7 protein-coding genes and 1 pseudogene are annotated in these 6,662 nt (G+C 41.9%); 4 read left to right on the top strand and 4 right to left on the bottom strand.

All coding sequences use genetic code 11. The features are described from left to right. Positions 1 to 83 (bottom strand): annotated as a pseudogene (locus tag E7C97_RS05325) (tyrosine--tRNA ligase); the annotation flags it as partial. Positions 84 to 372: 289 nt separating this feature from the next. Between E7C97_RS05325 and mutL the strand changes: the two are divergent. The 4 genes from mutL (at position 373) to E7C97_RS05305 (ending at position 4,280) form a co-directional block, all read left to right on the top strand. Continuing rightward, a complete protein-coding gene (gene mutL, locus E7C97_RS05320; RefSeq protein ID WP_316108383.1) occupies positions 373 to 2,322 on the top strand; it encodes a DNA mismatch repair endonuclease MutL in 1,950 nt (649 codons plus the stop codon). 120 nt (positions 2,323 to 2,442) lie between these two features. After that, complete coding sequence (gene ruvA / locus E7C97_RS05315; RefSeq protein WP_316108382.1) at positions 2,443 to 3,036, top strand: Holliday junction branch migration protein RuvA; 594 nt, start codon at positions 2,443 to 2,445, stop codon at positions 3,034 to 3,036. A 9-nt stretch (positions 3,037 to 3,045) separates the two neighbouring features. Continuing rightward, the gene (locus tag E7C97_RS05310) at positions 3,046 to 3,609 is read left to right on the top strand and encodes a DNA-3-methyladenine glycosylase I (RefSeq protein ID WP_316108381.1); all 564 of its coding nucleotides are present in this window, start codon (positions 3,046 to 3,048) and stop codon (positions 3,607 to 3,609) included. After that, a complete protein-coding gene (locus E7C97_RS05305) occupies positions 3,606 to 4,280 on the top strand; it encodes a type II CAAX endopeptidase family protein (RefSeq protein ID WP_316108380.1) in 675 nt (224 codons plus the stop codon). The genes E7C97_RS05310 and E7C97_RS05305 overlap by 4 nt, the downstream gene beginning before the upstream one ends. 45 nt (positions 4,281 to 4,325) lie before the next feature. Here the strand turns inward: E7C97_RS05305 and E7C97_RS05300 are convergent, their stop codons facing one another. The 3 genes from E7C97_RS05300 to E7C97_RS05290 form a co-directional block, all read right to left on the bottom strand. Then, the gene (locus E7C97_RS05300) at positions 4,326 to 5,363 is read right to left on the bottom strand and encodes an LD-carboxypeptidase (protein ID WP_316108379.1); all 1,038 of its coding nucleotides are present in this window, start codon (positions 5,361 to 5,363) and stop codon (positions 4,326 to 4,328) included. Between the two features lie 153 nt (positions 5,364 to 5,516). Then, positions 5,517 to 5,780, bottom strand: a complete 264-nt coding sequence (locus E7C97_RS05295) for a SemiSWEET family transporter (RefSeq protein WP_004250486.1) — start codon at positions 5,778 to 5,780, stop codon at positions 5,517 to 5,519. 200 nt (positions 5,781 to 5,980) lie between these two features. Then, positions 5,981 to 6,655, bottom strand: coding sequence for a DUF1129 domain-containing protein (locus E7C97_RS05290; RefSeq protein ID WP_316108378.1), 675 nt, complete (start codon positions 6,653 to 6,655; stop codon positions 5,981 to 5,983). Positions 6,656 to 6,662 lie beyond the last annotated feature (7 nt).

The following is a 6,662-nucleotide window of genomic DNA, read 5'->3' as shown; positions in this document are numbered from 1 at the left end:
TCTTCTAGGGCTTTACGCAAAGCTTCTTCATCAGTCGTTTGAAAAATCAAACCACGCTCTTTTAGCTCATCAAAAATGTGCATGTGTCTTTTCTCCTTTATAAAATATTGTTTCTACCTATTGTACCACAAACTTAGCAAATAACCTAGTAAAATCGGGAAGAAAGTTGCTACTCGGACTTTTTTGGAAACGAGTGAAATATGGTATAATAGCACTAGCTTATACTCAATGAAAATCAAAGAGCAAACTAGGAAGTTAGCCGAAGGCTGTACTCGAGTACGGCAAGGCGAGACTGACGTGGTTTGAATTTGATTTTTGAAGAGTATTATTTTCAGAGAAATAGATAAAAATAGTTAAGAAAGGGGCTGAAAAATGTCTCATATTATTGAATTGCCAGAAGTATTGGCCAACCAAATTGCAGCAGGAGAAGTTATCGAACGTCCTGCCAGCGTAGTTAAAGAGTTGGTTGAAAATGCTATCGATGCTGGCTCAAGCCAGATTATCGTTGAGATTGAAGAAGCTGGTCTTAAGAAAATCCAAATTACCGATAATGGTCACGGGATTGCACACGATGAAGTAGAGTTGGCCCTCCGCCGTCATGCGACTAGCAAGATTAAGAATCAAGCTGATCTTTTTCGGATTCGGACCCTCGGTTTTCGTGGTGAAGCCCTGCCCTCTATCGCTTCTGTCAGTGTTCTGACTCTTTTGACTGCAGTAGAGGGTGCAAGTCACGGGACCAAGCTAGTGGCTCGCGGGGGAGAAGTAGAAGAAATTGTGCCTGCGACCAGTCCTGTGGGGACCAAGGTTTGTGTGGAGGATCTCTTTTTCAACACACCAGCTCGTCTAAAGTATATGAAGAGCCAGCAGGCAGAGTTGTCTCATATCATCGATATCGTCAATCGTCTAGGCTTGGCCCATCCTGAGATTTCCTTTAGCCTGATTAGCGATGGCAAGGAGATGACACGAACAGCTGGTACGGGTCAACTGCGCCAAGCTATTGCTGGGATTTATGGTTTAGCTAGTGCTAAAAAGATGGTTGAAATTGAGAATTCTGACCTAGATTTTGAAATTTCAGGCTTTGTCTCATTGCCTGAATTGACGCGGGCTAATCGCAACTATATCAGCCTCTTTATCAATGGCCGTTATATCAAAAATTTCCTGCTCAATCGTGCTATTTTAGATGGTTACGGTAGCAAGCTCATGGTGGGGCGTTTTCCGCTGGCTGTTATTCACATCCAGATCGATCCTTATCTAGCGGATGTCAATGTGCATCCAACCAAGCAAGAAGTGCGGATTTCTAAGGAAAGAGAATTGATGGCGTTGGTTTCAGAAGCTATCGCAAAGAGTCTCAAGGAACAGACCTTGATTCCAGATGCCTTGGAAAATCTTGCTAAGTCTACGGTTCGTAATCGTGAAAAAGTAGAGCAAACCATTCTCCCACTTAAAGAAAACAATCTCTACTACGAGCAAACGGAAGCAACAAGCTCTATTCCAGCTGAGGTTTCAGACAGTCAAGTAGACTTGACAGAAGAGAAACAGGATTTGACCTTGTTTGCCAAGGAAACCTTGGATCAGATGACCAAGTCAGCTAAACTGCATTTTGCAGAGAGAAAATCGGTCAGCTACGACCAACTGGACCATCCAGAGTTAGATCTAGCTAGTTTGGATAAGGCTTATGATAAGCTGGAGCGGGAAGAGTCCTCAAGTTTCCCAGAGTTGGAATTTTTCGGGCAGATGCACGGCACCTACCTCTTTGCCCAAGGTCGAGATGGGCTTTACATCATAGACCAGCATGCGGCCCAGGAGCGGGTTAAGTATGAAGAGTACCGTGAAAGCATTGGCAATGTTGACCAGAGTCAGCAGCAACTCCTAGTACCTTACATCTTTGAATTCCCTGCAGATGATGTCCTTCGTCTCAAGGAAAGAATGTCTCTTTTAGAGGAAGTTGGCGTCTTTCTAGCAGAGTACGGAGAAAATCAATTTATCCTGCGTGAGCATCCTATTTGGATGGCAGAGGAAGAAATTGAGTCTGGCATCTATGAAATGTGCGATATGCTGCTCTTGACTAAGGAAGTTTCTATCAAGAAATACCGAGCAGAGCTAGCCATCATGATGTCCTGCAAGCGGTCTATCAAGGCCAACCATCGTATCGATGACCACTCAGCCAGACAGCTCCTTTATCAACTCTCTCAATGCGACAATCCTTATAACTGTCCGCACGGACGTCCTGTTTTGGTGCATTTTACCAAGTCAGATATGGAAAAGATGTTCCGTCGCATTCAAGAAAATCACACCAGTCTACGAGAACTAGGAAAATACTAATACTCTTCGAAAATCTCTTTAAACTGCGTCAGCCTTACCTTGTCAAACTTAAGTTATGCCTACGGTTAGCTTCCTAGTTTACTCTTTGATTTTCATTGAGTATAAATTGAAGGAAAAATTATGTACGAATATTTAAAAGGTATTATTACCAAAATTACTGCTAAATACATCGTTCTAGAAGCTAACGGCATCGGCTACATCTTACACGTAGCCAATCCTTATGCTTACTCAGGACAAGTCAATCAAGAAGCGCAAATCTATGTGCATCAAGTTGTTCGCGAAGACGCTCATCTCCTTTACGGTTTCCGTTCAGAAGACGAGAAAAAACTCTTTCTCAGCTTGATTTCGGTGTCGGGCATTGGTCCTGTATCAGCTCTTGCTATTATCGCGGCTGATGACAATGCAGGCCTCGTTCAAGCCATCGAGACCAAGAATATCACCTACTTGACCAAGTTTCCGAAGATCGGCAAGAAAACAGCCCAACAGATGGTTTTGGACCTAGAAGGTAAGGTGGTTGTGGCAGATGATGACCTCCCTGCTAAGACTGCTACTCCATCTAGCAACGACAACCAAGAATTGGAAGAAGCCATGGAAGCCATGTTGGCCTTGGGTTACAAGGCGACCGAGCTTAAGAAGATCAAGAAATTCTTTGAAGGAACGACTGATACAGCAGAGAATTATATCAAGTCTGCCCTTAAGATGTTGGTAAAATAGGAGGTTCCTATGCCCAAACGCTGTGGCTGGGTTAAAATGAACAACCCTCTATATGTAGCCTACCACGATGAGGAATGGGGCCAGGCCCTCCATGATGACCGAGCGCTTTTTGAGTTGCTCTGTATGGAGACTTATCAGGCAGGCTTATCTTGGGAAACGGTACTCAATAAACGCCAAGCCTTCCGTCAAGTTTTTCATGGTTACCAAATTCAAGCTGTTGCAGACATGACGGATGAAGAACTGGAATCTTTGTTAGAAAATCCAGCTATCATTCGTCATCGCGCCAAGATTTTTGCGACGCGAGCTAATGCCCAGGCCTTTCTACAAGTTCAGAAAGAGTATGGCTCTTTTGATGCTTATCTCTGGTCTTTTGTAGATGGGAAAATCATCGTTAATGATATCCCGGACTACAGTCAAGCACCAGCCAAAACGCCTTTGTCTGAAAAAATATCCAAGGAACTCAAAAAACGTGGCTTCAAGTTCACAGGACCAGTCGCTGTTTTATCCTTTCTACAAGCTGCAGGGCTAGTTGATGACCATGAGAATGCTTGTGAATGGAAGGGTCTTAAATGAAGTCTAACAAAAATAAGGGAGTTCTGATTTTTGGGCTCCTCTATACCATTCTCTTTGTGTTTGATGGCGTTAGATGGTTGGCTTCCTTGATGCCGTCTACCATTGCAAATTATCTAGTCTATGTAGTATTAGCACTATACGGCTCTTTCTTGTTCAAGGATAGATTAATCCAACAATGGAATGAGATTAGAAAAACTAAAAGAAAATTCTTCTTTGGCGTCTTAACAGGATGGCTCTTTCTCATTCTGATGACTGTTGCCTTTGGATTTATATCAGAGTTGTTGAGGCAGTTTTTCGGGCTGGTCGGACAAGGTCTAAACCAGTCAAATATTCAAAGTACCTTTCAAGAGCAACCACTATTGATAGCGGTTTTCGCCTGCATCATTGGACCTTTGGTGGAAGAACTCTTTTTCCGTCAGCTCTTATTGCATCACTTGCAGAAAAGTCTGCCAAGTTGGCTGAGCATTCTTCTGGTAGGACTTGCCTTTGCCCTAACCCATATGCACAGTTTGGATTTATCCGAGTGGATCAATGCAATTTATTACTTGGGTGGAGGCTTAGCCTTTTCTATCATCTATGTGAAAGAAAAAGAAAATATCTACTATCCCTTGGTCGTCCATATGATAGTGAACAGCCTCTCCTTTATCATTTTAGCTATCAGTAGTATGTGATGAAAATGCCAGTAATGATAATGAGAAAAAGCTGAGAAATTCATCTCAGCTTTCTTTGTTACTGTCAAAGCGAATGACTTGCTCCGTTGCATCTACATACGCGTGGACTCCAAAGGGAACAATTGCTCTTGGTGTGGCATGGCCAACGTTTAGATTATAGATAATCGGGATATTGCTATCAATGGTGTCCATTAAAGCCTCCTTATAGTCGTCATAGAAGGTTTCATCCATAGGTTTTCCGACCAAGAGTCCATTGACGACCTCAAATATCCCCGTTTCTTTTAAAGCCTGCAACATTTTTTTGAAATCATCAGGTTCAGGTTTTTCTTCACTTGTTTCTAGCAATAGAATCTTTCCTTCCCAGTCGGATAAGTCAGGGAAGAGTTTGTGCTTTTGGCAGAGTTCTGTACTGTCTGCATATCGAGAATTGTCAAATATATCATAGAGAGACTCAAGACAACCACCGAGGATTTCTCCCTCAAACTGAGCATTGCCTTGTAACAAGTCAAAACCTGTATTTGCATGGCTGATACGAGGTGTTCCCAAGGCTTTGGGACTAAAATCAGTCCGTTCCTCATACCAAACGTTACTAGGTCGAATTTCTGAGATTTTTCCAGTCTTAATCAATTCTTTAAAGTAGTGAAGGCTATATGGCAACATTTCTTTGTCTAACTCACAAATGTCTGCTAGAAATGATTGGCCGTAAAAAGTCTTGACCCCTAGCTTATGCAACATGAGGTGGTTCATGGTTGTATCCGAGAAACCGAGAAAAATCTTTGGTTTGATAACCTTTTGTAGTTGGTCATTTTCAAAGAGGTATGGTAGCAAGCGATAGGTATCGTCTCCACCAATGGCGCATAGAATCATGTCGATGCTTTCATCAGAAAATGCCTGCATCAAATCCTCCGCACGAGCTTCAGGATGTTCTTTGATAAAGTCTAAGCCTTTTAGCGAATGGGGTAAAAAGATAGGATTGAGTCCTAGATCCTTGAGACGTTGAATACCCAAGTCCACTTCGTGTTTGACAAAGTCTTCTCCGATAATGCCACTAGACAAACTAACAATACCAATAGTAGAAATCATATCTCATCCTCCTAGAAATAAATTGATGCTATTGTATCACAAAAGAAGAGGGAAAACAACAAGAATTAGAATCAGAAAAAGGCTTTTAGATCACAAAAGTAAGCAAAAAAGCAACCGCTCGATGTGGTTGCATTTTTTATAGTAGTTGCATTCTTATAGAGCAGTAAGGAAGGTCAGTCCGCCAAGGATAACCCCAGCCGAGTTTGGAATGATTAGAATCCAGTCTTTCTTAGGCTCTTTTGTCCATCCATAAATGACCCAGATTAAGCAAGAAACAGCTGCTGATAAAGGTTGGAATGGTTGAGCTTTGTTCCCTTGTAAATTGGCAAAAATTTGGGGGATGTAGGCTATAAATACAATAATCCCGATAAAGGCACCAATTGAACCGACAATTTGATTAATTCTCTGTTTAGTCATATATATTTCTCCTTATTGCTTTATTAGTATAACAGAAAAACAGCTTGGATTCAAGGAAAAAACCTCGGGATTCTAAGGAAAGACTTTACATTAGAACGTTTTTAGAAAATGTAGCTACTTTTCTTTGGAGAATCAAAAAATGATTTGGAACTATAAAAAGAGTAGTCTGTCTACAAAACACACTACTTTTATTGTTTATCTTAATATCTAGCAGGTCCTGCACTTGCACTCTTGATGTTGAAACGTTTTTTGAGGTAGAAACGTAGGGCAAGGAGAGCTCCACCGATTACCAACAAAACAAGTGGTGGGAGACTAATGTTGATGGCTTGTGGAAGGAAGTTACTCAAGAAGAGGATGAAGACCCAAGCAAACATAGTCGCTAACATGACTAAAAGTGATTTCCAGAATGGAGGGCGTTGGCTACGGTCAGTATCTGGTCCGTAGTAACGGTAGATGAAGTGGTAGAGGAGATAGAAGGCTACTCCACCAAAAGCCCCTACACAGAGGAGTGTCACCAAACCATAGGCTACTGGTTGGTTTGAAAAGAGACTCATCAAGGCACTGACTACGGCAAACAATCCTGTGATGAAGAGGGCTGAATCCATGATCATTAATTTTGGATCCTCATTCTCTTTTGGGTGCTCTTTTTCGTATTGCTCCTTTTCAGTGTAACTGTGAGCCCAGTGAGTTGGCGCTCCGTAGATAGAGCGGGCAGTCACTCCTTTTGGTTGTTCTTCGAGGATATGAGGAATGACTTCTTCAAGGATAGCCTTGATTTCAGCATCTGTCTTTCCGTCCTTTAGAAATTGCTGGGTTGCAATGTGGATAAATTCTTGGTTTTTCTTGGTTAATTCTTTTAAATCAATCTGTGACATAATAACT

This window comes from Streptococcus sp. (assembly GCF_032481935.1).
GTDB lineage: Bacteria > Bacillota > Bacilli > Lactobacillales > Streptococcaceae > Streptococcus.
This window is presented reverse-complemented; position numbering and strand designations above follow the sequence as displayed.